Origin of the sequence: Hymenobacter sp. GOD-10R (genome assembly GCF_035609205.1) — a bacterium.
In the GTDB taxonomy this organism is placed as follows: domain Bacteria; phylum Bacteroidota; class Bacteroidia; order Cytophagales; family Hymenobacteraceae; genus Hymenobacter.
On record NZ_CP141184.1, the window covers coordinates 2,193,061 to 2,216,997 of the forward strand.

General features: G+C 57.1%; 21 protein-coding genes. 14 read left to right on the forward strand and 7 right to left on the reverse strand.

Features of this window, described 5'->3' with window-relative positions:
• Window positions 1-303: 303 nt before the first annotated feature.
• Window positions 304-2,868 (forward strand): DUF5916 domain-containing protein, encoded by a 2,565-nt coding sequence (locus SD425_RS08865; RefSeq protein WP_324677575.1) that lies wholly within the window; start codon window positions 304-306, stop codon window positions 2,866-2,868.
• Window positions 2,869-2,952: 84 nt separating this feature from the next.
• Here the strand turns inward: SD425_RS08865 and SD425_RS08870 are convergent, their stop codons facing one another.
• Window positions 2,953-3,765 (reverse strand): NIPSNAP family protein, encoded by an 813-nt coding sequence (locus SD425_RS08870; RefSeq protein ID WP_324677577.1) that lies wholly within the window; start codon window positions 3,763-3,765, stop codon window positions 2,953-2,955.
• Between the two features lie 217 nt (window positions 3,766-3,982).
• Here SD425_RS08870 and SD425_RS08875 point away from each other — a divergent pair, with 217 nt between their 5' ends.
• Window positions 3,983-4,534 (forward strand): hypothetical protein, encoded by a 552-nt coding sequence (locus tag SD425_RS08875; protein WP_324677579.1) that lies wholly within the window; start codon window positions 3,983-3,985, stop codon window positions 4,532-4,534.
• A 117-nt stretch (window positions 4,535-4,651) separates the two neighbouring features.
• Here SD425_RS08875 and SD425_RS08880 read toward each other — a convergent pair whose 3' ends face one another.
• Window positions 4,652-5,425 carry a hypothetical protein gene (locus tag SD425_RS08880; RefSeq protein ID WP_324677581.1) on the reverse strand — a complete coding sequence of 258 codons (774 nt, stop codon included), beginning with the start codon at window positions 5,423-5,425 and terminating at the stop codon, window positions 4,652-4,654.
• A 414-nt stretch (window positions 5,426-5,839) separates the two neighbouring features.
• Between SD425_RS08880 and SD425_RS08885 the strand changes: the two genes are divergently transcribed.
• The 4 genes from SD425_RS08885 (at window position 5,840) to msrB (ending at window position 8,282) form a co-directional block, all read left to right on the forward strand.
• Window positions 5,840-6,601: a hypothetical protein gene (locus tag SD425_RS08885; RefSeq protein ID WP_324677583.1), complete on the forward strand. Its 762-nt coding sequence runs from the start codon at window positions 5,840-5,842 to the stop codon at window positions 6,599-6,601.
• Window positions 6,591-7,325, forward strand: coding sequence for a L,D-transpeptidase family protein (locus SD425_RS08890; RefSeq protein WP_324677585.1), 735 nt, complete (start codon window positions 6,591-6,593; stop codon window positions 7,323-7,325). Before SD425_RS08885 ends, SD425_RS08890 begins: the two co-directional genes overlap by 11 nt.
• Window positions 7,326-7,466: 141 nt before the next feature.
• Window positions 7,467-7,805 (forward strand): hypothetical protein, encoded by a 339-nt coding sequence (locus SD425_RS08895; protein ID WP_324677587.1) that lies wholly within the window; start codon window positions 7,467-7,469, stop codon window positions 7,803-7,805.
• Window positions 7,806-7,835: 30 nt separating this feature from the next.
• Window positions 7,836-8,282, forward strand: a complete 447-nt coding sequence (gene msrB, locus SD425_RS08900) for a peptide-methionine (R)-S-oxide reductase MsrB (RefSeq protein WP_324677589.1) — start codon at window positions 7,836-7,838, stop codon at window positions 8,280-8,282.
• Window positions 8,283-8,393: 111 nt separating this feature from the next.
• Here msrB and SD425_RS08905 read toward each other — a convergent pair whose 3' ends face one another.
• Window positions 8,394-9,440 (reverse strand): N-acetylmuramoyl-L-alanine amidase, encoded by a 1,047-nt coding sequence (locus SD425_RS08905; protein WP_324677591.1) that lies wholly within the window; start codon window positions 9,438-9,440, stop codon window positions 8,394-8,396.
• Window positions 9,441-9,614: 174 nt separating this feature from the next.
• Between SD425_RS08905 and uvrA the strand changes: the two genes are divergently transcribed.
• The 4 genes from uvrA to SD425_RS08925 all read left to right on the forward strand — a co-directional run bounded on the left by uvrA (window position 9,615) and on the right by SD425_RS08925 (window position 15,577).
• On the forward strand, window positions 9,615-12,158 hold the full coding sequence (gene uvrA, locus SD425_RS08910) for an excinuclease ABC subunit UvrA (protein WP_324677593.1): 2,544 nt from the start codon (window positions 9,615-9,617) through the stop codon (window positions 12,156-12,158).
• A gap of 359 nt (window positions 12,159-12,517) precedes the next feature.
• Window positions 12,518-13,495: a hypothetical protein gene (locus SD425_RS08915; protein ID WP_324677596.1), complete on the forward strand. Its 978-nt coding sequence runs from the start codon at window positions 12,518-12,520 to the stop codon at window positions 13,493-13,495.
• An 8-nt stretch (window positions 13,496-13,503) separates the two neighbouring features.
• Window positions 13,504-14,751: a hypothetical protein gene (locus SD425_RS08920; protein WP_324677597.1), complete on the forward strand. Its 1,248-nt coding sequence runs from the start codon at window positions 13,504-13,506 to the stop codon at window positions 14,749-14,751.
• Between the two features lie 211 nt (window positions 14,752-14,962).
• Window positions 14,963-15,577, forward strand: coding sequence for a class I SAM-dependent methyltransferase (locus tag SD425_RS08925; RefSeq protein WP_324677599.1), 615 nt, complete (start codon window positions 14,963-14,965; stop codon window positions 15,575-15,577).
• Window positions 15,578-15,633: 56 nt separating this feature from the next.
• Here SD425_RS08925 and SD425_RS08930 read toward each other — a convergent pair whose 3' ends face one another.
• Complete coding sequence (locus SD425_RS08930; protein WP_324677601.1) at window positions 15,634-16,482, reverse strand: universal stress protein; 849 nt, start codon at window positions 16,480-16,482, stop codon at window positions 15,634-15,636.
• A gap of 340 nt (window positions 16,483-16,822) precedes the next feature.
• On the opposite strand from SD425_RS08930, the gene SD425_RS08935 reads away from it, so the two are divergent.
• Window positions 16,823-17,806: an ABC transporter ATP-binding protein gene (locus tag SD425_RS08935; RefSeq protein WP_324677603.1), complete on the forward strand. Its 984-nt coding sequence runs from the start codon at window positions 16,823-16,825 to the stop codon at window positions 17,804-17,806.
• A gap of 57 nt (window positions 17,807-17,863) precedes the next feature.
• Here the strand turns inward: SD425_RS08935 and SD425_RS08940 are convergent, their stop codons facing one another.
• Complete coding sequence (locus SD425_RS08940) at window positions 17,864-18,586, reverse strand: potassium channel family protein (RefSeq protein WP_324677605.1); 723 nt, start codon at window positions 18,584-18,586, stop codon at window positions 17,864-17,866.
• A 218-nt stretch (window positions 18,587-18,804) separates the two neighbouring features.
• On the opposite strand from SD425_RS08940, the gene SD425_RS08945 reads away from it, so the two are divergent.
• The 3 genes from SD425_RS08945 (at window position 18,805) to SD425_RS08955 (ending at window position 22,431) form a co-directional block, all read left to right on the forward strand.
• Window positions 18,805-20,316: an NCS1 family nucleobase:cation symporter-1 gene (locus SD425_RS08945; protein WP_324677607.1), complete on the forward strand. Its 1,512-nt coding sequence runs from the start codon at window positions 18,805-18,807 to the stop codon at window positions 20,314-20,316.
• Between the two features lie 119 nt (window positions 20,317-20,435).
• Window positions 20,436-21,251 (forward strand): alpha/beta hydrolase, encoded by an 816-nt coding sequence (locus tag SD425_RS08950; protein ID WP_324677610.1) that lies wholly within the window; start codon window positions 20,436-20,438, stop codon window positions 21,249-21,251.
• Window positions 21,244-22,431 (forward strand): PAS domain-containing sensor histidine kinase, encoded by a 1,188-nt coding sequence (locus SD425_RS08955; protein ID WP_324677612.1) that lies wholly within the window; start codon window positions 21,244-21,246, stop codon window positions 22,429-22,431. Before SD425_RS08950 ends, SD425_RS08955 begins: the two co-directional genes overlap by 8 nt.
• A gap of 127 nt (window positions 22,432-22,558) precedes the next feature.
• On the opposite strand, the gene SD425_RS08960 is transcribed toward SD425_RS08955, so the two are convergent.
• Both SD425_RS08960 and SD425_RS08965 read right to left on the reverse strand, forming a co-directional pair.
• Window positions 22,559-23,122: a GNAT family protein gene (locus SD425_RS08960; RefSeq protein ID WP_324677614.1), complete on the reverse strand. Its 564-nt coding sequence runs from the start codon at window positions 23,120-23,122 to the stop codon at window positions 22,559-22,561.
• A gap of 188 nt (window positions 23,123-23,310) precedes the next feature.
• Window positions 23,311-23,922: a hypothetical protein gene (locus SD425_RS08965; protein WP_324677616.1), complete on the reverse strand. Its 612-nt coding sequence runs from the start codon at window positions 23,920-23,922 to the stop codon at window positions 23,311-23,313.
• Window positions 23,923-23,937: the final 15 nt, after the last annotated feature.

The following is a 23,937-nucleotide window of genomic DNA, read 5'->3' on the forward strand; positions in this document are numbered from 1 at the left end:
GTAGAGTTGAGAGCTAGGATGCAGAAGAGGGCAGCTAGGCTAGCTCCAAAAATATTTTTCGCGAAATCTGTAACGTTCGCAAAGTCGCGCAGTATCCCCGTGGAATTTTCTTCCAGCCCTTTCTCCGCACCTTCTGTCTGGCTAGGTAGATGTGTTTTTGCCTCCTGGCAAAGGCGCCTTTTTCGTTCTGCTAGCTGGTTTTGAGCGCCGCTTTTTGCTGCTGCCGGGCACTGCTGTGTCCGCAGTTTTGGGGCGGTTTGTGCTTCTTTTTTCGTCCTATTGCCCCTTAAGCTTATTGAGGATATGCTACTTACCTCTACACTACGTTGTTTTTTGTTGCTCCTCGGTACGATCGGTGGGCTTCAACTAGCAGTAGCCCAAACTCCTGCCACCACACCGGCCACGGGTACTGCCGCTGCGGTGCCCGCCCCGAAGCGCCAACTGCAAGCCGTGCGCATTCGCGAAGCCATTAAGCTCGATGGCGTGCTCGACGAGGCGGTGTGGCAACAGGCGCCCATTGCCACCGACTTCATTCAGCAACGCCCCAACCCTGGCGTGCCGGAGAAGAACAAAACGGAGGTGCGGGTGCTCTACGACGATGCCGCGCTCTACGTGGGCGCCATCATGCACGATTCGTCGCCGGATTCTATCCTGCGGGAAATAACCCAACGCGACCAGTTTGGCAACACCGATATCTTCTCGATATTCCTCGACACGTACCACGACCAGCTCAACGGCTACAACTTCACTGTGACCACCTCCGGCGTGCAGCTCGATGGCCGCTATTCGCCCGCCGGTGGGGAAGATTTTAACTGGAACGCCGTGTGGGACGCCCGCACCAGCCAGCGCGGCACCGATTGGATTGCCGAAATGCGTATTCCGTACTCGGCTATTCGGTTCAGCAACGCGCCCGAGCAGCTGTGGGGCCTCAACTTTGCCCGCCAACGCAAGCGCGACAACGCCCAGTTTTTCTGGAATGAAGTGAAGCCCGCTGTCAATGGCTTCGTGAACCAATGGGGCGACCTGCGCGGTGTGCGCGACATCAAGCCACCGCTGCGTCTCTCGCTCACGCCCTACGTGTCGGCCTACGTGAACCACAACCCGCTGAACGCTGCTGACACGCGCCGCACGACTACCAGCTTCAACGGTGGCGCTGATTTGAAGTGGGGCATCAACGAGAGCTTCACCCTTGATGCGACGCTAGTGCCAGATTTCGGGCAAGTGCAGAGCGACAACCAAGTGCTCAACCTCTCACCCTTCGAGGTGCAATTCAACGAGAACCGCCAGTTTTTCACCGAAGGCACCGAGCTATTCAATAAGGGCAACCTGTTCTACTCGCGGCGAGTGGGCGCCACGCCGGTTGGCTTCTACAACGTGGGGCTAGGTGCCCACGAAAAGGTACTGCGCAACCCCGCCGAAACACGCCTGCTGAACGCTACCAAAGTATCGGGGCGCACGAGTAAGGGGCTAGGTATTGGGCTGTTCAACGCCGTGTCGAGTGAGATGTACGCCACCGTGCGCAACGAGGAAACCGGTGACGACCGCCGCGTGCTAACCCAGCCGCTGAGCAACTACAATATCTTCGTGCTGGATCAGTCGCTAAAGAACAACTCCTACGTGAGCCTGATCAACACCAACGTGACGCGGGCCGGCAGCACCTACGACGCCAACGTGACCGGCGGCTTGTTTCGCTTTGCCAACAAGAAAAACGCCTACGCCGTGGATGGCAGCCTGATCTACTCGCGGCGGCGCGGCATGAGCTTCGGTACTGAGAAAAATATCGACGACCGCGACGGCTACAAGTACACCCTAGGGGTGGGCAAAATCAGCGGCAACTTCACCTGGAGCGTGAACCACCGCATTGAGTCGGCCACGTACAACCCCAACGACCTAGGTATCCTGTTCGGTAACAACAACATCACCCAAACCGTGGACCTAGCGTATCGCAAATACAAGCCCTTCTGGAAGGTCAACAACATGTCCTTTTTCTGGGAAATTGGCCATTCACTGCTGTACCAGCCCACGCGCTATCAGAACTTCTACGTGTATCATGGCTTCAATACCACGTTCACCAAGAGTTTCCTGCAAGTCGGCTACGATTTCGACACTAATCCCACTTCCTACGACTTCTACGAGCCGCGCGTGGCGCCCTTAGGCCGCTACGTGGTGCGGGTGCCCGGCAACACGGGTATCGTGTTCTTTCTGAACTCAGATACGCGCAAAAAGCTGTCGTATGGCATCAATGCCGGCAACCGCGTCTACGCCCTCGACGGACGGCTGCCGCGCCCGCGTCGCTTCAACTACAGCTTTGGCTTCTACCCGCGCTACCGCGTCAATGACCACCTCACGTTTCGCTACAGCATCGATTGGAGCCTAGCCCAAAACCAGATCGGCTACGTCAACGGCGGCCTCAACGACGACGAGCCGCTCGACCAACCGTTCAAGGGGCAGATATTACTAGGGCGGCGCGACGTGGCAACGGTGTCTAACGTGGTGTCGGTGGCCTACACCTTCAACAACCGCATGTCGTTCACGCTGCGCACGCGCCACTACACCAGCAACGTGCGCTACGCCGACTTCACCACCCTAGCTCCCAACGGCGACGAGCAGCTAGCCGATTACCGCCGCAACCGCGACAATACCTACAATGCCTTCAACGTGGACGCGGTATACGCGTGGTGGTTTGCGCCCGGCTCCCAAGTGAGCATCGTCTGGAAAAATGCCGGCTACACGTCGCTGCTCGCCGAAGAGGCTACGCCCCAGTTTTTCAACAATTTCAACAACACCATCAACACCCCGCATAATAACTCGCTGTCGGTGAAGGTGCTGTACTACTTGGATTATCTGACGTTTAAGCGCCACAAGTAAAACATCTAACCTAGCATTGCTCAATAACGAAAGAAGCCCTAGCTGCACCAGCAGCTAGGGCTTCTTTCGTTGCTCTAAGCTATTTTAATAGTCAGAATAATCCGTTGGGTGCAGAAACATCTGCTCGTTTTTGGAGACGTTATGCTGGTACTCGGGTAAAGCAGAGAGCTTTTTCCACTCTGGGTCAGCGCCGAAGGTTTTCCAGTGCTCATCGCGGGCTGCTTGGTTCTCGAAAGTGGTCATGTACATCAGGTTGGGCATGTGGCTACCTGCCATGACCCGTGCGTAGAAGACCGCATTGAAACCTAGGCGTTTGAATAGCCCTACTTCGTCGCCTTTCACAAACATCTGGACCTTGTTCAGGTGTAGCTTTTCGTTGGGGCTTTCGTAGCTGCGCAGCTCATACACCCGCTCGGCGCGTTGCCCTTTTAGCGGGGGCGCTTGCAGCTGAATTTTATCCGCGAAAGATTGTAGCTGAATGGTTTCCAATCGCTTGTAAGGTGGGTTGTCGTAGGCAGCGGTCCAGTAGCCTTGGTTGCTGCCGAAGCTTGGGCTTTGTTCTAGGCGTTCGGTTACGCTTTGTAATTGGTTGAAGGACTTGTAGGGAATCAGCACCATAATGCGCCGATCGGCAGCCGTATCGTTGCCGATGGGTTTGAAAACGCCAATCCTTTGGATACCTAGCTTGTGCAGTTCGGGCAGGAAGGCATCTTTCAGAAACGCATCGACTCGGTCTTCCTGCTGCTTGTCCTTCAAGTGGTAAATCTTGAGCTGGTATAGTTCGCGGTCAGCAGCAGTTGCCTGGTGGGTCTGAGTCGTTAGCAGCGCCACAAGGAGCAGCAATAGCAGACTGGTCTTGCTCAGCCACGGGCGAGCTAGGGTTACCTTCATCTTCATACGTTTTTAGGTGGGAGTTGAGAGCACGAAACCTAACAAAAAAAAACTTCCCCGCGCAGCAGGTAGGGAACAGCTAGGTGGAAATTGCTCCAATGAAAACGGCCTCTACAGTTCAGCTAGGCATGTTTCTTCCCAAACTACCTGCTTCCGCACCCGTAAACCCCAGCATATTTTGCCTCAATGAGAGGCAAGCACAACGGTAGAAACAAGCAGTTTCTTGAAGCTGCGTAAACAGTTCGGCGGCGTTGCAGCTAGGCCGAACAGGGAGAAGACAACCATGACTGGCAAATCAATACTATATGGCCTAGCAGCTGGCGCGGCCGGCGTGGCCGCCATGACGCTGGCCGAGAAGATCGAGCAGCGCTTCACCAAGCGCCCCAACTCGTACGTGCCCGCTCACGTGTTGGAAAAACTGCTGAAGCTCCCGCACAAGCCCGACGAAGAACGCTTGGGCCTCAACTGGGCCATGCACTGGGGCCAAGGCATTGTGCTGGGTATTGTGCGGAGCATCATGGCCGAGCGCGGCCTGCGCGGCCCCGTGGGCTCGTTCATGTTCATGAACCTACGCCTGCTCAACGACCAAACCTTGGAAAATGCCACCGGCGTCGGCGCCTTGCCCTGGACGTGGCCCAAAGATGAGCAGGCCATTGACCTGCTACACAAAGGTATCTACGCCTTTACCACCGGCTACGTCCTCGACCAGCTCATTCCTGGTCCCGACCAAACGCCTGTGCCCCGCAAAGGGTGGACGGTGGGAGAGAAGGCCTAGGGCTTCCTGCCATTCAGGGCGGGAAAAGTATGAATGGCTACGCTTATTTCGCGTAGTCGAGGATAGCTTTTGTCGCTCCGGAACTGCATTGTGCCAAGCTTTCCATCTGGCGCTAACCTAGGGGCGGCTTTGCAAGATGGCTTGTAAGTCCTGCAGGTTGCGGTAATTGGGCCGGATGAAACCAAGCTCGGGGTCGTCTAGGTCACGGATGGCTTGGATGGTAAGCATGGAAATAACGACAAATAGGACGGGGACGAAGTAGTGACGGGTTTCCTGCGCGCTGTTTGTGAAGCCCACCAAAATACCGATGGCCCAAGAGGAAACCAGCAACAGCATCGTGATAGGGGAGGGCGTCCGCTCTTGGTAGGAGTAGTGTAGCCGCGACGTGGCCACGTGGAGCCTGTGAAAAGCTGGCAGAAGCTGTCGTAGTTCTGCTGCCTGAGCTGAGTTCGTGCGGGCATATTTGCGGAAATACTGCCAAGCTTGGGAGTCGAGGCTAGCTATTTCGCGCATGTGTGTTGGGCTGCCTGGCTGCCCAGGGCGATGCTGTGCTAGCTCCAGCGCCAGAAGGCGTAGCAAAAACGTCCGCGCAGCCTGGTAGGTGGGCGTCGTCAGCAGTTGGCTTTCTTGGTACAGCTCCGTAACAGCCTCCGACGACTGGTGAATGAGCGTGGTTCGTTCCTTCAGGGCGTTGTTGGACGAAAGGAGCGTGAAGGAAAGCAGCAGACCGTAAATCGTAATGAAGGCACTTTCGATGCCCGAAGGCTTCCAGATGCGCTGCCGCCGTCGGTAGTTCACCTCCGCCACCCAATAGCCGATCAGCACGGCTACCACCAATGAGACGGGGTACGCCAGCGAAAACCAGAACACGTCAAACAAACTGCGCCCCATAAGCTAGGTGGAGTAGGAGAAAGCAAGGCCACCCAGAAGCGGAAAGCAGCGCTAACCTACTAGTTGTCGCGCGCATCTTAGGCACCGCTGGCTTGGTATTTTATGCAGCAGCTTGTTCCTGGTCTTACCGGGTAATATAGGTTGAATCAAAAAACTGATAATCAACGCATAATTCCGAAAACAAGCGTAAATTATTGTTGTTCAAGAAGGGCGAAAAGTCGAGTCAGATCTGCCGGCCGTATCAGGCATATTTTGCTCAGAACATAGTGCGAGGCGGGCAGGAAATAGTATCGTAGACGTGACCTAGAAAGGTCCCAGCAGTTGCTGGCTAGTTGTGGAGAATCAGGGGCAGTTTGGCCATGCATCGGCCGCCCCCCTGACGAGTAGAAAGATACGCTGCCAGACGACTGCGCCATGAGAAAACACTTACCCTATCTACTTACTCCCTGCCACCCCCGCAGCCTAGGTTTTTGGCTGCGCTACCTAGGGTGTTTAGCGTTTGCTTTGGAATGCAACAATGGCTTCACACTGAATACAGCATCGGCCGCAGAATCGCCTGACGCTCAAGTTACAGCGTTGCTACGCCAACGCGTCTTCAGCGGCAGCCTCGTCACCACTACCGATGCGGCGCAGGTCGCCCAGTTTTACGGCCTCACCAACTATCTGCCGGTTTGGACGCGCAGCACGTCGCTCGTGCCCGAAGCTTGGACCGGGCTGCAACTGCTTTCCAAGGCTGCGGATTTTGGGCTGAAAGCAACAGACTATAAGGTGGCTCGCTTGCGCAGCATGTTCGATTCGTTGCAGCAGGAGCAGGCGTTATCGGTGTCGCTGCGCGTGCGCACCGAGCAGCAGCTGACAGCCGAATTGTTGCGCTTTGCGCGGCATCTGCGCAATGGCCGTATCAACGATACCCTATTGCGCCCAACCCAGTCGGGCAGCGAGCTAGCTTTCGACCCGGTGGTACACGTGCTGCAAGCGCTGCGCAGTGGGCAGTTTTCGACGCAACTGTTAGCGGCGCAGCCCACTTCTCGCAGCTACGTGCGCTTGCGCTGGGCGTGGCAGCGCCTACTGCAAACCGACAGCGTCGCGGCCCGCCGCCTCGCGCTACCCGTGGCCCTGAACCTAGTAACGGCTGCGTTGGGAACCGCAAGCGGATTCTGTGTACATGGTGGTTAATATCCCGGCGTACAGCCTGCAAGTGATACGCGGCGCGCAGGTGGTGGCAAGTTACCGGGTGGTAGTTGGCAAAGCCGACACCCCAACCCCGGAGCTGTACAGCCAACTCACGTATTTTCAGGCAGCGCCGGAGTGGCGTGTGCCGCATAGCATTGCCGTCGGCGAGATGCTGCCTCAGCTGCGCCGCGCGCCCAACTACCTCGATCGGCACGGCTATAAGCTGTACACGGCGGGTGGAGAGCGAGCCAACCCGTATCGCATCAACTGGAAACAGGTAACCCCCGAAACGTTTCGCTACCAAGTGCGCCAGGCACCATCAGGCCGCAACGCGCTAGGGCGAGTGGTGTTCAGGTTTGTGAATCCGTATTCTATCTACCTGCATGATACACCCACCAAGGCTGCCTTTCGGGCAAATAACCGGGCGCTGAGCCATGGCTGCATTCGGGTGGAAAAGCCGTTGGAGCTAGCGCGTTTTCTGCTGCAACGGGATGATGCCGCTCAGGCCATTAAGCGCGTAAAAGACTTGCAAACGAGCTTAAGCCAGAACCGCACGCAGGTATTTTCGCTGAAAGCACCGGTGCCCTTGTATGTGCGCTACCTTACCTGCGAGGCAGAAGGCAGCCAGCTCCGCCAATTGCCCGATGTGTACCAATGGGATAATGCGCTCGCGCAGGCTTGGAACACAGGGCCTAGCGCTCTTGCTGGCGTTGGGGCAGGCCAATAAGCTTACGCCGCACCAGAGTAGAAGGGAAACAAACACTTTTTTACAGCCTAGCTTGTGTGGCTTGTATGGCCGCTTGCTAGCTAGGTGTGCAGCTTAGGCCGCGGGAGCGTGCTATCTTGTCCACTTGTCGTATACTGCGGCATGAGCCTAGACCTTGAGACCTTCCTGCAACATGCCCCCGACGCCGAGAAGACCGTCATTCACACGTACAAAGGCAAACAGCGCCAGCAGTTTCCGGCTCTCCTCGTTGCGCAAACGTTCCGCCAGAAGCTGTTCATAACGCTGGAAGTCCAGCGGCGCTACGTTACGCACACCCTAGCCGAAGACAATGCAGAAGAGATAGAGCTAGATTTCGTGGAAGACTACGCCGAGGTAGAAGCCCTGATGGAAGACGCCGGCCTTTATGGGTTACACGATGGAGAAGTTGGCATCGTGTACCACAATTTGCTCTTTCTTTTGATGAACCCAGCTGTCAATTAACTCTTTCATTATCAATAGTTCTCTGCACTCGTGTTGCGCTGGATCGACGTCCTGAAATTTGCCAAATATAGCAACCCCGAACCGCCCCGGCGCGTGGAGAAAACAGAAGCGGAATGGCAGGCGCAGCTTACGTCTGCGCAGTATCGGGTGCTGCGGGAGAAGGGCACCGAGTCGCCGTACCGCAACGCGTACTGCCGTTCCTACGAGCCTGGTGTGTATGCCTGCGTGGGCTGCGGTAGCCTCCTGTTCAATGCCACTGAGAAGTACCACGCCATATCTGGCTGGCCTAGCTTCACACAGCCAATGGCCAAAAACGCCATCAAGTACGCCTTCGACGACAGCTACCACATGCAGCGCATCGAGGCGCTCTGCAACGTCTGCGACGGCCACCTAGGTCACGTCTTCCCCGACGGCCCCGAGCCAAGCGGCTTGCGCTACTGCATGAATTCGGAAAGTATGGTGCGGTTAGATCAGTAGCATTCTGACCTCACCCCCGGCCCCTCTCCAAAAGAGAGGGGTGCGTTCTGACGGATCAATGACTTGGATCGTCTGGCACCCCTCTCTTTTGGAGAGGGGCTGGGGGTGAGGTTAACGACTTCTATAATCGGCGATAATGCCCTCGCAAATCCAGTTAGCCATGGCTTGACGGTTATCGGGTACCACAAAACGACGTTGATCCTTGGTATTGCGGATATTGCCTAGCTCCAGAAACACGGCGGGCGCGTGACTATTGCGCACCACGTACAGGCTATTGCGGGTTGAGACGGTGCCGGAATAGGGCCGATTCGGCTGGGCGCGCTTGTAGCGAGCCGTGAACGTCTTGTGGATGCGCTCCGCCAAGCGCTTGCCGGCGGCGCTTGCCGAGTTGTGGTAGAAGAACACGTCAATGTTCTGGCCACTGCTACGACTGTCTACGTGCAAGCCAATAAAGCGCTGGTAGCTGTTCTTGTGCGCAGCTTTGAGCTTGTTTACGGCGTTGATGCGCAGACGCAAGCGCGCAAGCTGATTGATGGGCGTAACCTGGTGCGGGTACGTCACTTCGTCGTTATCCATCTTGAGCACCGCTTGGTCGCGGATGCCGTCGTTGGGGTCTTGAATGATCATGTACGCCGTGGCGCCGTGTTCTAGCAGGGCCCGCACTAGGCGTAGACCTACGTCGTAGGCGTATTCGTCTTCGGCCAGCGAGTTGCCGCCGTACTTGCCAATAGCGCCTGGATCGGGGCCGCCGTGCCCCGTCGAAACGTAGAGCACGGCTCCGCGCAATTGCTGGTCACGTACGCTCACCTGGCTGTAGGCAGGTCCAAATAGCACTGGCAGCGGAATGCTCAGCTTCGAAGGTTTGGCCGCAAGCTTTGGCACCACGGTGGAAGCTGGCACGTTGCGCTTGGCAACAGGCCGCAATAGCGGGCGCGGCAGCGTGTACTTTCGGCCCGCAACCAGCGTATTTTTTCTGCCAAGCTTGCCCCGGTTGAGGCTCAGAAAGGCTCGAAGGTTGGAGCTAGGGTCGAGCCGGTTGCGCCGCAGCAGCGTTACCACATTGTCACCACGACGTGCCACCACTTTCCGGTAGCCACTCTGGCCAAAAGCTAGGACAGCAGCCAGCAGGAGGGTTAAAAAAAGAGAAACGGTACGCAAAAGCAACAGACGGTAGAGGGGGACAGAATCGTGATGTACGACGATGATACTAGGAAATGTTCGGAGCTAGGTGCGGTGCCCTGCAAGAAATGTTCCTGACACGCTCTGATTCGGCGAATTAAGCTAGGTCTGCGTATTTGAGCTCAGCAGCACTTACTGATTGCGCTTTACAACATGGCGAAAGATTCACCACTTCTTGATAATAAAGAGTTTACTGGTTTTGTCCGTGTCCGCGGGGCACGAGAGCACAATCTGAAGAATGTTGACCTAGAAATTCCGCGCGACGCGTTGGTCGTGTTCACGGGCGTATCGGGGTCGGGCAAGTCGAGCCTAGCATTCGGGACGCTATACGCGGAGGCGCAGCGGCGCTACCTGGAGTCGGTTTCGCCGTACGCGCGGCGGCTGTTTCACCAAATGGCCGTGCCCGAAGTCGATGCCATCGACGGGTTGCCGCCGGCCGTGGCCTTGCAGCAGCAGCGCGGCACGCCTACCACGCGTTCTTCTGTGGGCAGCGTCACGACGCTCTCCAACCTGGTGCGCATGCTCTACTCGCGGGCAGGCGACTACCCCGCAGGCCAGGGCATTATTTACGCCGAAGCCTTTTCGCCCAACACGCCCGAAGGCGCTTGCCCAACCTGCCACGGCCTAGGTTGCATCTACGAGGTAACCGAAAGATCCATGGTGCCCGACGACTCGCTCACTATCCGGGAGCGGGCCATTGCGGCGTGGCCCCAAGCTTGGGGCGGTCAGAACCAGCGCGATATCCTGGTCACAATGGGCTACGACGTAGATACGCCCTGGCGCGACTTGCCCCAAAAAGACCGAGACTGGATTCTGTTCACCGATGAGCAGCCGGTTGTGCCTGTGTACCCCGGCTACTCGCCCGAGGAAACCCAGCGCGCCCTGAAGCGCAAAGAGCCGCCCAACTACATGGGCACCTTCACGAGCGCTAAGCGGCACGTGCTGCACACCTTCGCCACCACCCAAAGCCCCTTGATGAAAAAACGGGCTTTGCAGTACATGCTCAGCACCGAGTGCCCGCTGTGCCACGGCAAGCGCCTGCGGCCCGAGTCGTTGTCGGTCACGTTTGCCGGGCTCGACATTGCTGATTTGTCGGGCCTGCCGCTGAAGCGCGTGACGGGCTTGCTGCAAGCCTACGCCGACGGCACGGCCACGAGTCGCCAAGAGCACGACGCCGCGCAATTAATTGTGAAACAGCGTATCGCGGCCGACCTCGTGGCTCGCCTCGCCGTGTTGCTCGACCTAGGCCTAGGCTACCTGTCGTTAGAGCGGAGCACGCCCACGCTGTCACCGGGCGAGTTGCAGCGCTTGCGTTTGGCCACACAGCTGTATTCCAATCTGTTTGGGGTAGTGTACGTACTCGATGAGCCCTCCGCCGGTTTGCATCCTTCCGATACGGAAGCCCTGCTGAAGGCGCTGGCAGGGTTAAAGCAGGCAGGCAATTCGCTCTTTGTCGTGGAGCATAACTTAGATGTAATTCGGCAGGCCGATTGGCTCGTGGATGTGGGGCCCGCCGCGGGCGAGCAAGGTGGCGAGGTGCTCTATAGCGGACCACCGAAAGGCCTCGCGACTATTGAAACGTCGCAAACCCGTCGTTTCCTGTTCACCTCCGACGCTGAGCAGTCCTTGCGTCAACCGCGTACGCCTACGGGCTGGCTTCGGCTGGCTGGGGTCACGCGCAATAACCTCGAACAGCTCGACGTGGCGTTTCCGCTGGGTGTGCTCACCACCGTCACGGGTGTGTCGGGGTCGGGCAAATCGAGCCTGGTCAGCCAGGTACTGGTGGAACTCGTGGCCGAGCAGCTAGGTCAGGAGGTGGAAGCCGAGGAGGAAGAAGCCGACCCGCTGGAGCGCACCGAGTCCGCGGAGCTAGGTGGACAAATCGTGGCGGGCATGGAACAGATCAAGCGTCTGGTGCGCGTGGACCAAAAGCCGATTGGCCGCACGCCGCGCTCCAACATGGCGACCTACACCGGCCTCTTCGACCACGTTCGTAAGCTGTTTGCGGCTACCAAAACGGCCAAAGCGCGCCGCTACGATGCCGGTCGGTTCTCTTTCAACGTAGCCAAAGGGCGCTGCGAAAACTGCCAAGGCGAAGGCTTTGTGATGGTAGAGCTGCTGTTTCTGCCAAGCGTGTACGCCCCGTGCCCCGTCTGCCACGGCGCCCGCTACAACGCCAAAACCTTGGAAGTCACCTACCGCGACAAGAACATTGCCGAGGTGCTCGGTCTGACTGTAGATGCTGCCTGGGAGTTCTTTGCCGACGAGCCGACGATTTTGCGTCCCCTCACCGTGCTGCGCGAGGTGGGTCTAGGGTATCTGCGCCTCGGCCAGCCGGCCACCGAGCTTTCGGGCGGCGAGGCCCAGCGCATCAAGCTAGCTACCGAACTACAACGTGCCCAACGCGGCAACTCGCTCTACGTGCTCGATGAGCCCACCACCGGTCTGCACCCCTCCGATGTGGAGAAGCTGATGACGCAGCTCGACGGCCTCGTGGAAGCTGGCAACACGGTCATCGTGGTGGAGCATGATATGCGCGTGGTGGCTGGCTCCGACTGGGTGCTTGACATGGGTCCCGGCGCCGGCGACGAGGGTGGGCAGGTCGTAGCCGCTGGTTCGCCTGCCGAGGTAGCGAAGGTGAAGGCAAGCCGCACGGCACCATACCTTGCTAGGTTTCGCAGCGGCGCATCCCAGTAGTGTTAGAAGGTTCTTGTTGAACTTGTGAAATTGCCTTTTTTGCTGTGTATCACATCATTATGTGATTGTTGTGCTGTACTAGTGGTACTACCTTGGCGAAAGATACCACTAGCCAATAGGGTTGTGGGAGGCCGTTAACAGGCTGTTCAGATGGAGCGCAAAGCCCAGGGAACGTCAGCAAAACAGCTGCGCGCAACCTAGTAAGCACGCCTGCCTGCTACTGCTTGCTAAGCCGCAGTAGGTGCGTGATTACTTCTAGAGTAATAAGCTAGGGTCAGGCTTACTGAATAAATAGCCGCGCCCTAGGTACGCATTAGTAAGCACAACAATAGTCTATACACTTTAGAGACAAGCTCAGCATGGCAAATTTGACAGGTGATTCCGCGGATGCTACACTGCCCGGCGTAAAAGGAGAAAATACGGCCGGGGACGGCGTAACGGGCACCAGCAATACCGGCTACGGCGTTCATGGCACTAGCCAAACGGGCTATGGCGTACTGGGCGAAAGTCAGGGCAGCGGCGTGGTAGGAAAAAGTACTGGCTGGTTCGGGGTTGTCGGGCTTAGTGACACTGGTTCTGGCGTTTATGGCGAAGCTACTGGTTCCGGCGTGATTGGTAAAAGCAAAACCTGGCACGGTACGGCTGGCTTTAGCGAAAGTACTACGGGCGGCGCTGGCCTGTATGGCGAGGCAACTGGTCCCGGCGTCATTGGCAAAAGCAAGACCTGGCACGGCATCTACGGCGAAACGACGAGCACCACGGGTGGCGCCGGCGTGTGGGGCGAGCACAAAGGCGACGGTAGTGGCGTGGTCGGCATTAGCCAGAGCGGCGCGGGCGTGTATGGCAAGGGTGGCCGAGTAGCTGGCTTCTTCGAAGGAAGGGTAGAAGTGAAAGGCGACCTAGACGTAACGGGTGACATCCGGCTCGCCAACGCTGACTGCGCCGAAGACTTTGACATAGCCGACGCTAGCTCCGTGGAGCCCGGAACGGTGATGGTGCTGGGGGAAGATGCGTTGCACGCCAGTCAGCAGCCTTACGATAAGCGCGTCGCGGGCGTCATTTCTGGCGCTGGAGCCTACAAACCCGGCATTGTACTGGATCAGCAGCCCGCGCGAACGAACCGTAAGCCTCTTGCTCTGATGGGCAAGGTGTATTGCAAAGTCGATGCAGGCTACGCCTCGATTGAGGTGGGTGATTTGCTAACGACCTCTGCTACGCCCGGGCACGCCATGAAAGCTTCCGAGCCGCTAAAAGCCTTCGGTGCAGTACTTGGCAAAGCATTGCGGCCGCTCAAAGAAGGCCAAGGGCTGATTCCGGTTTTAATTGCTTTGCAATAAGCGTCGCCATGAAAAGCGTACGGCAGGCAATTCAAAAATCGTGGTTTCCGGAGCTTCGCATACTGAGAAGCGACCTAGGCACTGCGCTTCAGCTAGGGGAGCCCTTGTCGCTCACGGCGCTCACACGCCACCTAGAGCAGCCGGAGGAGCGGATCTTCCGCGCCCCGCTCGACGCCGACGCACTGCATGGCGAAGTCGAGTTCATAATTCGAAGCGACGGCACGTACACCTTCCGCGGGCATGTGCGCGCCACGGGTTTTCCTTCATTTGCTTACCGCGTGCAAGCGGCAATTCGCTCAGCATCGGCGGGTATCGTGGTGGTGGCACAAACCAAAGGGCGGGTGTTCGGCACCGACACGCCCGGCGACCGGCAGCGAAGTTGGGATGAAAGCAATAGCAGCCCGTCGTTGCGTCAGTTTTGGATGGGCCTGCGGGCCGATGCGAAGCTCGAAACCAACTTAGAAAAAGACTTGTCTGGGGTCACTGGTGCCGTGCTCGACGTGGCTACAGTTATCGTAGAAACCTACGTGGCGGCGCAGTTCGCCGGCGCGGTTGGTGCCGTACTGGTGTTAGGAGCGGAGCTAGGGTCGGCCACGGGCCAAACCTTCATCAATCCTAATGTACTGGCGGGTATCACCGTTGGGGCGGGTATTCTACTAGTGTTTGGACCTAGCGCCATTATTCCGGCCTTGGTGGCCGGCACGGGTACTGCTCTGCTAGCTGATATTCGTTCACGGTCGCTGAATGAAGCCGAAAAAGCATTAGCACGCACCGTTTTCGGGAATACGTTGCCTTTCGACCGCATCAGAATCACCGACTTGTACTCGCCCAGTCACAACGAAAAAGGGTTTGTAGCGCGCGAGTTTGTGGTGCCCGGCATCGATGGATCCATCTTGGTGAACATGGGTAAGAACTTCGACCATACGCTGGAGGCTGATGTGCAGGCTGCGGTGCGCGGCTCCTATACGAATCCTGGGGAGGTGCTCATTCACGAGCTAACGCACGCCTGGCAAATTCACCATTCTTCCTTTACACCAGGTCTGCTGTGCGATGCGCTGCTGAACCGTAACTATCACTACGACCAAGCCAAGGTAAGCGCGCGTGCTCCTTGGTCGGATTTCGGGGTGGAAGAGCAAGCCACCATTGTGAACGAATGGTTTGGCAAATACAATACAGCAGGTTTACAGAGCCCGGAAGCGCTAAACGATGAGCGGTTCTTCTACGTGGCCCAAAACCTCCGGCTAGAGCGCACCTGAGGGGGGCGGTAAGAAGGGAGGAAGGCTAGGCAACACTGTTTCTTGGATCGAGCTGACTAGATCGTAATGCCGCAGCGCGTGGCTTACAGTACGGTTGGGGTTGCTGAATGGAAGGTTGAGCGAGCAGAAATAGGCACTAATCAAAAGCCAAAAACTGTCGTACAAAGTCGTTTTTACCTAGGCTTGCTTTCGCTCCATTCTCTGCATCGTCATGCCCTCATTCGTAGAAGAGTTCTTCCGTAACCCCGCTATGGTCGGTTCGCTCATCCCGAGCTCGCGCGAGCTGACCGACAAAGTGATAGAACCCATCGACTTTGCCGCTGCCCGCTGTATCGTGGAGTACGGCCCTGGCACGGGCGTCTTCACTGATATCTTGGTGGCGCGCCGCCGCGCCGAAACGGTCATCGTGCTGGTAGAAACCAACCGCCGCTTCGCCACGCTCCTGCAAGAGCGCTACGCCCACCAGCCCAATGTGCACATCATCCACGGCTCAGCCGACAAAACCGGTGACTACCTGAGCAAGCTAGGTATCCAGGAGGTAGACTATGTAGTCTGTGGGTTGCCTTTCTCCTCACTGCCGCGAAAGCTAGGCTGGCGCATTGTGGAGCATACCCAACAGCTACTACTGCCCGCCGGCAAGCTGATCCTGTTTCAGTACTCGCTCCAGAATCGAAAGCTGTTCGAGAAGTTCTTCCGCCTCACCAGTCATGCCCACGTGTTGCTGAATCTGCCGCCTGCGTATGTGCTGGTATATGAGCCAAGAGCAGCGGCCGATGACGATAAAAGGGAGAACCAGCCGGCTGAAGCCGTGCAAAAGCAGGCGTAAGGCTGTTGGGCCGATAGCCCTGGGCTCGTAGCCTAGGGCAATCGGCTTCACCGCACCTAGGTATGAACCGTCAACACGGGAGCCGCTGCCCGCACGGCTACGCTTTCGGCTAGGTTGTGGTGCAGCAAGTGCCCCAGACCCGTGTGCGCGTGGGTAAGCATGACAACCAAATCGGCGTGGGTTCGGGCGGCGTAGCTCGGGATACCGGTCCGCACTTGTGGCGCACTGAATACTTCGTGCTGGTAGGCGGTTAGCTGGTGGCGCTGGGCAAAGGCATGAATGCGCTCAAGCGCGGCCGGAGCCTCGCTGGCGCTGGTGACCACATCAAGCAGATACAGCGTGGCCTCGGGGAAGGCAGCGGTGAGCTGACGCAGGCTGCTCACTGCGCGGTCGGCTTCGGGGGAGAAGTCAGAGGCAAACACAATGGAATGCATGACGAACTCGGGCGCGGGGTGCTTCACGGTGAGCACCGGACAGGGCGACAGGCGCACCAAGCGCTCGGCGTGCGAGTCGGGCGCGAAGAGATGGGTAGTAGGAGAATGCTCCTCCGTTCCAATGACGATCAGGTCGATATGTCGTTCGCGAACCACCTCCAAAACGGCTTCGTCGACGGTGCCGGTGGCAATGTGGTCCTGTACGGCTACCTCGGGCCACTTGCCGGCCATTTCGGCCATAAGCTCGTGCATGCGGCGCTTGGTGCGTTGCAGCAACTGGACCATAAACACGCCCTCAAGCGACGAACCGCTCGCCACTCCGCCGGTCGTTACCATTCCAGAGGTTTTGGGAGCGTCAATCACGTGTAGCAAGGTAATGTGACCGCCCGTACGATGAGCTAGTTGCAGCGCGAGCTCAAAAGCATGATGCGACTGCGGGGAGAAGTTGGTAGGAACGAGGATGTTTTGCATGGCACGGGTGGAAGAGAAAGAAGGGAAAACCGAGAGCAAATCGCCTCAGATAAGGTACAAAAAATAAACGGTTAACGCTTATTTATGACGCGTTTTCTATCTGTATGCTAGAGGGTTATATGGAGCGCAGTCAAAAGCCAAGCTGGGCTCATCATCAGAGCAAAGCCACCATACGCTTTTCCTTTGGTCCGAAGGACGGATTGGCTCGCACGTAACTATTTCCCTGCCCACTAGTAGCCTGGAACGCGCAGGCTGTACCTTCGCCTTGCGCAACTGCCACTGACGGCCCCACCCAACCTAGGTGCTCGGGTAGTTCACCCAAAACTTCTCCTCGAATTATATGAGTTTATTGAGTGTCACAGGAATATCGCTACAGGAGAATAATAAATTCGCTTTAAAGGATATTAGCTTCACCTTAGAAAAATTTCAGAAGCTAGCTATTGCGGGCGAAACCGGCGCCGGAAAAAGTACCTTGCTGCAAATTACCGCCGGCTTACTTCAGTCCGAAACTGGTGAAGTTCGCTTCGAGGATAAAATTGTAAGAGGGCCCGCCGATAAATTGGTGCCGGGCCACCCAGCTATTGCGTACTTGTCGCAGCAATTTGAACTGCCGCAGTTTTTGCGGGTAGAACAGGTACTGCGCTACGCTAATAAGTTAACAGCTGAACAGGCGCGCACGCTGTACGACGTGTGCCGCATCAATCATTTAATTACGCGCAAGACCAACCAACTTTCTGGAGGCGAGCGTCAGCGTATTGCGCTGGCTAAGTTGCTCTTAGCTTCGCCAACGCTGCTGCTGCTGGATGAGCCTTTTTCAAACTTGGATCGGGTGCACAAGAATATTCTGAAATCAGTTATTCACGACCTCGGCGAAAAGCTAGGTATTACGTGTATTTTAATTTCGCATGACCCGCACGATACTCTTTCGTGGGCCGATGAAATTATGGTGCTGAAGGCTGGCCAATTAATTCAGCGCGGCACGCCTGCGCAGATTTACCGGCAGCCCGTGGATGAATATACCACGTCACTTTTCGGAGATTATAATTTAATAACCGGCGAAGCAGTGCCTGTCTTCGCAGAATTAGCTGGAATAGAAATTACGAGCGAGGCGCTGGTAATTAGGCCGGAGGATTTTAAAATATCGTCAGAAGATAATGGGGGCCTCTTAGGCGAAGTGACGCAGGCTAGGTTTTTTGGCGCTTATTCCGAGCTAGAAATAAAGCTCGCAGGCACCAGCATCACGGCCAAAACCGGCGCGCACGATTATGTACCAGGGGCTGCGGTGTATGTCACGCTTGCTCCGGAGAGCGGCTGGTTTCTGTAAGATTTTTGGCGCTGAACCTAGATAGCAATTACTTACGGCAAGGAGCCCGCAACAGCATCAGAAGCCAAGGCCTTGTTTGAAACCTTGAAAGCTGCCGTGCAAGCTCACCAGACGGGCGAGGAACACGCCCAGGAAGAGCTGCCCCGACACGGCCTCCAAATTAGCGAGACTGCGGGCCAGCGGGTGCACCGGCAGAATGTCGCCGTAGCCAGTGGAAGTAATGGTGGTTAGGCTGAAGTAAACCAGCTCGCCAGATTGCAGCGGGGCCTTACTCAAGGTCATGAAGGCGTCGGGAAACAGGCATTTCACGCCCGCAAAAGCGCCCACAAACAGCAACGCAATGTTCAGGTATACGACCACAGCCCCTAGCAGTTGGTGGCGCGTGACCTTACGGGCCTGAAACACAGCTTGCGCCACGGCAACTGTCACCGCCAGCGTCACGAGTGTGCGCAGCAACATGCCAATGTAGATGTTGGAGCCCGCAAACAGAACCCATATCATCGGCGCAATGGTCACCAGGATGAGCAGCCGCACCTTATTATGACGCTGCAAGGCGAAAAAGGAAACCATCGGCATCACCACTTGCGCGCCATCGAGTAGGTAGTGGGGAAGGGCATTGATGTTAGACAGCGGCCCGACGATAAAGAGAAAGGTGAGCTGAATGACTAGCAGCACCGTAAGGGCCGGCTCCCGTACCTGATCTTGCCACCGCTGAAATCGCACCCAGAAAACGGCCGCCGGTTGGTGAGGTAAAGCGGGTCGAACAGAAGTAATTGCCATAAAAAAGCGGACGAGGATGAAGCTAGGTTGACGCCAGAGAGCGAGAGGAGTACGGTAAAGGTGGCGCCATCTCGAAGTCGAGCCAACGCAAATCGACCAGCAGTAATCCTCAATCGACGGCGGCCTCGGTGAAAGACCAACAGCGGCGAGGAAAGCCTTGGTTGCGAAAGACTTGCGCAACTGCTTTATTTACCAAGAACCCTCTTAAGTTCTTGCGCATGAAGCCGATCCAGAATGTAGCAACCGATTCGCAGAGCGCCGCCGGGTTGCTGAGCGACGACCTCGCGCCCGTGCCCACCGCCGCCCGCACCTGGACCACCGCCAACTACGCGGCCCTCTGGATCAGCATGAGTTTGTGCATCCCGACCTATATGCTGGCCAGCTCGCTCATCGAAGGGGGCATGAACTGGTGGCAGGCGCTACTCACTATTCTGCTCGGCAACACGGTGGTGCTGGTGCCTATGCTGCTCAACGGGCACGCTGGGGCTAAGTATGGCATTCCGTTCCCGGTGTTTGCGCGGGCTAGCTTTGGGGTACGTGGGGCCAATGTGCCGGCGCTGCTGCGCGCCATCATCGCGTGCGGCTGGTTTGGCATCCAAACGTGGATTGGGGGCTACGCGCTTTACCAGATGCTCGTGCTCTGGGTGCCAAGCCTTGGTACACTGCCGGCCGTGTTTCCCACTTCCTGGGGCTTGGCAACGGGACCCGCGCTGGTGTTCTTCCTATTCTGGCTCGTGAATATGTACGTGGTGTACCTAGGTGTCGAGAGCATTCGGAAGCTGCTGGTATTCAAGGCATTTTTTCTGCCGGTGGCGGCGGTGGCGCTGCTGGCCTGGGCTATTTCGGCGGGTCATGGGTTGGGTCCGATCTTGGCGCAACCAGCTAAGTTTACCTCGTCGGCGGCGTTTTGGGCGTACTTTTTTCCGGCCCTCACGGGCATGGTGGGCTTCTGGGCCACGCTGTCGCTCAACATCCCCGATTTCACGCGCTACGCCGTCAGCCAGCGGGCGCAGGTGCTTGGGCAGGCGCTGGCCTTACCCTCGTCGATGACGTTGTTTTCGTTTGTGGGCGTGGTGGTTACGTCGGCCACGTTTGTAATTTACGGCCAAACGATCTGGGACCCGGTGGTGTTGGCGGGCAAGTTCGATAGCAAGCTGCTGGTGAGCGTGGCCATGTTGGCCGTGGCGCTGTCGACCCTGGCTACCAATATTGCCGCCAACATTGTGAGCCCCGCCAACGACTTTGCCAACTTAGCTCCCGCCAAGATTGACTTCAAAACGGGCGGCTACATTACGGGCGTTATTGGGCTGCTGATCTTCCCTTGGAAGCTCATTGCCGACCCATCGGGTTATATATTCACTTGGTTAGTAGGCTATTCGGCGCTGCTAGGACCTATTGGCGGTATCATGATTGCTGACTATTACCTGCTGCGCCATCAGCAGCTCGATGTACCCGACCTGTACCGCTACGAGGGGCGCTATGGGTACCGCAATGGTGTGAACCCGCAGGCCATGCTAGCGCTGGTCGTTGGTATTTTGCCCAACATTCCCGGGTTTTTGCAAGCGGTCGGGGCCGTGCCGGCGGGTGCCGTGTGGCCGTGGCTGGCCGCCGTGTATAACTACGCGTGGTTTGTGGGCTTCCTCTTGTCGGGTGGGTTGTACGTGGTACTCATGCGTCAGCGGCCGGTGGTGGCGCCCACCCTGACACCCGTCGAAGCTATGGGAGGCTAGCGGCTAGCGCTTCCGGTGCCACTTCGTCGGTAGCTAGGTCTACTGGCAACAAAGCTATTACCTTCGCAAAGCGGAGCGGCATCTTATTGCTTTGCTTCTGACACATGCAGCGGGCTGGTATGAATGTATTAAAGCGCAATAACGTCACGATTTCTGGTGCAGGAGAGCAGGCGATGGTATTCGTCCACGGCTTTGGCTGCGACCAGCGAATGTGGCGGCTAGTGGCCCCCGCTTTCAGAGAACACTACCAAGTGGTGCTGCTCGATCTGGTGGGCTCCGGGCAATCAGACCTAGCCTCTTACGATCCGGTTCGGTATAGTTCGCTGGAGGCCCACGCCGATGACGTGCTAGAAGTGCTGCATACGCTGAACCAGCACCAAGTGGTGCTGGTGGGACACTCCGTAAGTGCAATAATTGGCCTGTTAGCTTCCATCCGGGAGCCAAGTCGTTTTGCACAACTGGTGCTGGTGGCTCCCTCGCCGTGCTACATCAACAACGGAAATTACATCGGGGGCTTCGAAAAGGCAGATATCGAAGAGCTGCTAGAAGCTATGGACGAAAACTACCTAGGTTGGTCGAGTACGATTGCTCCCGTTATCATGGGCCACCTCGAGCGTCCAGAGCTGGCTGCGGAGTTGAACAACAGCTTTTGCCGGACCGACCCCGCCATTGCTCGGCACTTCGCCCGGGTCACATTTTTGTCGGATAACCGCAACGATTTGCCTAAGGTGAGCACGCCTTCGTTAATCTTGCAGAGTGCCCACGATCTGATTGCGCCTATCGTCGTAGGTACTTACCTGCATCGGCAGCTTGCCAACAGTCAACTGTTTGTGGTAGAGACGTCTGGTCACTGCCCGCACCTCAGCGTGCCGCAGGTGACCATCGAAGCTATTAATCGTTTTTTGAGCGCAGGCGTATGCAGGCAATATGAGTGAAGCCGACGACGAGCTATTACCGGAGCTGGATTTACGCCTGACCCAGGAAAACCTGGAGGACTTGTACGAGCATGCGCCCTGCGGCTACTGCTCTTGCCTGCCCGATGGCACGTTGGTAAAGCTAAATCACACGCTGCTAAGCTGGCTAGGCTACACGCGCGAGGAGCTAGTGGCTCACCGCTGCCTGCAGGACCTATTCACCATGGGGGGGCGCTTGCACTACGAAACGCATTGCGCACCCTTGCTGCTGCTGCAAGATCACGTACGGGAAATCAGTTACACGCTACGGCGCAAAGACGGCACCACGCTGCCGGTGCTGATGAGTGCCGTGCTATTGCGCGACATCGACGGACAGCCGCTAGTCGTGCGCATCACTTTGTTTGATATCACCGACCGGCGCCGCTACGAGCAGGAACTGCTGCGCGCCAAAATGCAGGCTGAGGATCAGCGCGAGCAGCTAGCCCACGCCAACGAGCTGCTGCTCACAAAGAACGAGCAACTCACGCGCACCAATGCCGACCTCGACAGCTTTGTGTATACCGCTTCGCACGATCTGAAGCAACCCGTAACGAACATGGCCGGGTTGTTTCAGGAATTGAAACGTACGGTTTCCTTCCACGACCCCGAAGCGGCCGGCATGATGGGCATGTTTGAGGAAGCGCTACAGCAGATTCTAGCCACCATTCAGGGGCTCACGGAAGTCGTACAGCAACAGCGGGAGCCGGAACAAACTGCCTCCGATATGGTGGAGTTGCAGCCGTTTGTGGAGGATATTATCCGCAGCTTGCAGCCCAGCGAGCAGGCCGCTACGTTCGCGCTCGACTTTGCGGCGGTGCCCGCGTTGCGCATGCCTCGGGCTAGCTTGCACAGCATGTTGTACAACCTGCTCAGCAATGCCCTCAAGTACGCCGACCCTGACCGGGCACCGCACATTCAAGTCAGCACGGCTCAGCTAAAGGACAAGGTGGTGCTCAGCGTACAGGATAACGGCCGTGGCATTAACATGGAGCGGCATGGCGCGGAAATATTCCAGTTGTTCCGGCGCTTTCACCCCGGCGTAGCTGGCTCAGGCGTAGGCTTGTACCTAGTCAATCGGCTGGTGCACCAAGCAGGAGGGCGGGTAGAAGTTGCTAGCCAGGTAGGAGAGGGCACTACTTTTCACATCTATCTACCGCAGTAAGCGCATAGGGCCGGCAGTAGCCGGGTGAAGAGAAAGCCTTACGCTTAACAGGCTGCTTATGCCTTCTTTGTTGCCAGGGGCCGCCTCACTAGTTTACTGAACCAACAACGTATAGCTAGCTTCCAGACTAGGCAGTCTGGGCAGAAGCTTCTGCCTCGACTTGTGCTGGCTGCCATTCGTGCTTTAGCATGCCCATTTCCACCAGCGACCAGTACTCGTCGCCGTAGCGAACCACGTCGCGCAGGGTTCCTTCGGTGCGCAGGCCCGCGCGGTGGTAGCAACGGATGGCACTGTGGTTGAAGTCGTATACGCCCAAGCTGATGCGGTGCAGACCTAGGTCCTCGAAGCCAATGGCCAAGATAGCCTTTACCATGGCTTGGCCGTACCCCTTGCCACGGGCAGCCGAGTTGCCAATCAACACGCGTGTGATGCGGCCGGCGCTATGGTAGCGGCTGATGCTGCCCAGGGAAATGTGCCCAACGGTTTCGCCAGTGTCAGTGTCAATGGCTTTGTATACAAATGCTTCGGAGTTCTCTAAATCGTTGGTATCCTCGATGTACCAGCGTAAGCTGTCCTCGGTCAGCGGAAACGAAAACAGGCCACCCGACCATTCTTTGAGTAGGCGCTCGTTGTCAATCCAAGAAATAAGTTGAGAGAAATCGGCTTCAGTGAAAGGTTCCAGTATAATCATAGTGCAAGATAAGCTGAGCAGTACGCAAAGCAACATAGCACAAGGTTATGAGCTTCTTCTTATACTACAATCCTGAAGCCTTGTCAGTGCCTGCTCGCTGCACTTTTGCGTATTTATTTTCCAAAATTTATGCAGATCACATTGGAGTGCAAATGCTCACTAGCGTAAGCTGATTGGGTGGGTAGAAGCTAGCTTTCTGGGTTGGTGCGCACGGCGTACCCCAAAATCATCCAAGCGCTGGTACTGTAGCAGGCGTCAAATAGCATAGCGCCTGCGTTGCTCCCCAAACAACCATACACCAGTGTGATGCTAGGCAGCCACAGCCCAACCAGAAGCGGTACGTAGCGGCGCCAACCTATTAGCTCCTCAGCGCGCAGCACGCAGATTCCTACCAGCAACATCATGAGGTTACTGATTGGCCAAAACATGTTCAAGGCCCTGTAGAGCAGCGTCCAGGCGTTGGGATGAAAGGCGTGGTACATGTTCCAGAAGTTGGCCAGAATCAGAGTGCTGAACATGATGTAGAGCACGCCACGACCAATGCGGTCGGGGCCCGTGGCGCGCAGCTGCGCAAGGCCAAGCAGGCTGCACATCCACGCCGAGATGTACACCAAGCAAAGCACACCATCGAGGTAAGAAGGATTAAGCCAGTGGTTGCCCCACAGGGCTCCCCAGAGCATTGCCAACGCCAAGAAGGGTGCCCCCAGCATGCCCACCGTACCGAGGGTTTTGTTGCTGAAATAGAACCTGGAAGGGGAGCGAGGAAGCCTCACCACAGCACTTCCGACCTGGTCTTGCATAGCTGCTGAGTTGAT

What these genes read in the sequence shown, in the direction of transcription:
- SD425_RS08925 (WP_324677599.1), top strand. Translation starts at nt 14,963, where the DNA reads ATGCCCTCATTCGTAGAAGAGTTCTTCCGTAACCCCGCTATGGTCGGT.
- SD425_RS08935 (WP_324677603.1), top strand. Translation starts at nt 16,823, where the DNA reads ATGAGTTTATTGAGTGTCACAGGAATATCGCTACAGGAGAATAATAAA.
- SD425_RS08890 (WP_324677585.1), top strand. Translation starts at nt 6,591, where the DNA reads ATGGTGGTTAATATCCCGGCGTACAGCCTGCAAGTGATACGCGGCGCG.
- SD425_RS08895 (WP_324677587.1), top strand. Translation starts at nt 7,467, where the DNA reads ATGAGCCTAGACCTTGAGACCTTCCTGCAACATGCCCCCGACGCCGAG.
- SD425_RS08870 (WP_324677577.1), bottom strand. Translation starts at nt 3,765, where the DNA reads ATGAAGATGAAGGTAACCCTAGCTCGCCCGTGGCTGAGCAAGACCAGT.
- SD425_RS08965 (WP_324677616.1), bottom strand. Translation starts at nt 23,922, where the DNA reads ATGCAAGACCAGGTCGGAAGTGCTGTGGTGAGGCTTCCTCGCTCCCCT.
- SD425_RS08915 (WP_324677596.1), top strand. Translation starts at nt 12,518, where the DNA reads ATGGCAAATTTGACAGGTGATTCCGCGGATGCTACACTGCCCGGCGTA.
- SD425_RS08885 (WP_324677583.1), top strand. Translation starts at nt 5,840, where the DNA reads ATGAGAAAACACTTACCCTATCTACTTACTCCCTGCCACCCCCGCAGC.
- SD425_RS08950 (WP_324677610.1), top strand. Translation starts at nt 20,436, where the DNA reads ATGAATGTATTAAAGCGCAATAACGTCACGATTTCTGGTGCAGGAGAG.
- SD425_RS08930 (WP_324677601.1), bottom strand. Translation starts at nt 16,482, where the DNA reads ATGCAAAACATCCTCGTTCCTACCAACTTCTCCCCGCAGTCGCATCAT.
- SD425_RS08960 (WP_324677614.1), bottom strand. Translation starts at nt 23,122, where the DNA reads ATGATTATACTGGAACCTTTCACTGAAGCCGATTTCTCTCAACTTATT.
- SD425_RS08955 (WP_324677612.1), top strand. Translation starts at nt 21,244, where the DNA reads ATGAGTGAAGCCGACGACGAGCTATTACCGGAGCTGGATTTACGCCTG.
- SD425_RS08920 (WP_324677597.1), top strand. Translation starts at nt 13,504, where the DNA reads ATGAAAAGCGTACGGCAGGCAATTCAAAAATCGTGGTTTCCGGAGCTT.
- uvrA (WP_324677593.1), top strand. Translation starts at nt 9,615, where the DNA reads ATGGCGAAAGATTCACCACTTCTTGATAATAAAGAGTTTACTGGTTTT.
- SD425_RS08865 (WP_324677575.1), top strand. Translation starts at nt 304, where the DNA reads ATGCTACTTACCTCTACACTACGTTGTTTTTTGTTGCTCCTCGGTACG.
- SD425_RS08880 (WP_324677581.1), bottom strand. Translation starts at nt 5,425, where the DNA reads ATGGGGCGCAGTTTGTTTGACGTGTTCTGGTTTTCGCTGGCGTACCCC.
- SD425_RS08945 (WP_324677607.1), top strand. Translation starts at nt 18,805, where the DNA reads ATGAAGCCGATCCAGAATGTAGCAACCGATTCGCAGAGCGCCGCCGGG.
- SD425_RS08940 (WP_324677605.1), bottom strand. Translation starts at nt 18,586, where the DNA reads ATGGCAATTACTTCTGTTCGACCCGCTTTACCTCACCAACCGGCGGCC.